The following is a 285-nucleotide window of genomic DNA, read 5'->3' on the forward strand; positions in this document are numbered from 1 at the left end:
GCCTGGCTGTCTTCACCTGAAGTGCTTGCGCCTCAACTACTGCTAGCTTCTCAACCCGTAATTCTTCCGTTAAGCGTCTTTGGGCATCCGTTAATTCGTCAACGCGTGAACTCAGGCTAACAACCTGTTCTCGCAGCCCACTGTTTGCAGACTCTAGCTCTTCTACACGTGAGGTTTGTTTGGAATGCTCTACACGCAATAATTCCAGCGCATCGAAATTCGATGACGCTTCTTGCTTCGCCAACTTCGTCGCTGCAACTTGCTCATCCAAAGCCAATTGCATAC

At 49.5% G+C, this 285-nt stretch carries 1 protein-coding gene; it reads right to left on the reverse strand.

From position 1 onward, the window contains the following. Positions 1–285 (reverse strand): hypothetical protein (locus tag ACN4Z1_RS16005; RefSeq protein WP_419423060.1); only part of this gene is annotated, 285 nt, incomplete at both ends.

Source organism: Legionella sp. ST3F1 (genome assembly GCF_048553315.1).
GTDB lineage: Bacteria > Pseudomonadota > Gammaproteobacteria > Legionellales > Legionellaceae > Tatlockia > Tatlockia donaldsonii.